We start from the raw sequence: 1,418 nt of genomic DNA on the forward strand, positions 1-1,418 counted from the left end.
CCGCCTCGGCGGTGCCGCGCAGGCGCTCCAGGCCGCCGGCCTTGGCCTGCTGTTCGGCGGTGAGCTGGTTGGCGAACTGCAGCGCCTCGTCGCCGCGCCCCTGGGCGGCCAGCGCGCCCACCAGGCCGCGGATCGCGTCGGGGTTGTCGGCCTGGCGGCGCAGCGCCATCCGGTAGGCCTGCTCGGCGCCGCGCGGATCGCGGTTGGCCAGCAGCAGCTCGCCGAGCATCAGCTGGGCGGCCGGCTCGGACGGATCGGTCGCGATCGCGTGCTCGAACAGCGACTTGGCCTTCGCCACGTCGCCGCGATTCTGCGCGACCAGCGCGTCGCCCGTGTCGCTCCAGTAGCCGGCGCTCTTCAGCGCGTCGCGCCAGCGCGACGGGTCGCCGCCGCGCGAGGCGCGCTCGAGATCGTTGCGGGCCTCGCGGAAATGTTCCTGCTTCAGCTCGACGATGCCGAGGCCGCCCAGCGCGTCGGCGTCGTTCGGCGCGCCGGCGAGCACGGCGTTGAAGCGTGCGCGCGCGGTGGCGAGGTCGTTGCGGTCGAGCGCCGCGAAGCCGTCGCCGATGGCGCGCCCGCGCGCGCTGTCGGCCACCTGTTGCGCGCTGCGCGCGTCGCTGGCCTTCTCCTGCAGCACCATCGCGTCGTAGCGCGCCTTCACCGCCGGGTCGTTCGGCGCGAGCTTGAAGTAGGCGTCGAACATCGGCTGGTCGGAAGGCCGCGCGGCCAGCCACAGCAGCGCCTGCCGCCAGCTCTCGCGGGCCTGCCGGCCGAACTTCGCGTCGCCTGCCAACTGCTGCAGGCGCGCGATGCCGTCGCGGCGCGTGACATCGCGATAGGTCAGGTGCTGCGCATAGGCCAGCGCGTAGCGCGGATCGTCGGGGTTGTCGCGCGCGAGCGTCTCCAGGCCCTTGCGTGCCTCGTCCCAGCCGTTCGGCGTGGCGGCGAGCGCCTGGTAATACTCCAGGCGCAGCCCGGGCGTGGCGGGCGCGCCGTCCATCGCCTTCTGGTACTGCTCGACCGCCGAGGCGCTGCGGCCCGACTGGGCCAGGCGCCGCGCGTCGTTGACGGTCTGGTCGCGCGGCGAGGACTGGCCGAGGCGCCGGCCCAGCTCGTCGATGCCGGGATAGTTCGGCGCGACCTGGCGCAGCCGGTCCAGGTAGGACTCGGATTGACCGCCGTCCTTGCGGTCGGCCATCACGAAGCCCATGCCGAGCAGCGCGTCGGGTTGCTTCGCGTCGATCCCGAGCACCTTCTTCCAGGCCTGCTCGGCCAGGTCGCTGCGGCCGTGCGCCTGCCAGTACTTGCCCTGGTCGATCAGCGCCTGCAGCGCGTCGGAGCCGGCGGCCAGCGCATGCGGCGCCTGGCCGAGCGCGAGCGCGCCGGCCAGCGCCAGGGCGGCGGCGAGCGAGGCCCGG

Annotated in this window: 1 protein-coding gene; it reads right to left on the minus strand. The window is 74.5% G+C overall.

Going from position 1 to position 1,418, the window contains the following annotated elements; genetic code table 11:
- A partial coding sequence (locus F3J18_RS37345) for a tetratricopeptide repeat protein (protein ID WP_240156525.1) occupies positions 1-1,396 on the minus strand: 1,396 nt, incomplete at its 3' end.
- Positions 1,397-1,418: the final 22 nt, after the last annotated feature.

Origin of the sequence: Burkholderia sp. Ax-1720 (assembly GCF_011753035.1) — a bacterium.
GTDB classification, from domain to species: Bacteria; Pseudomonadota; Gammaproteobacteria; order Burkholderiales; family Burkholderiaceae; genus Burkholderia; species Burkholderia gladioli.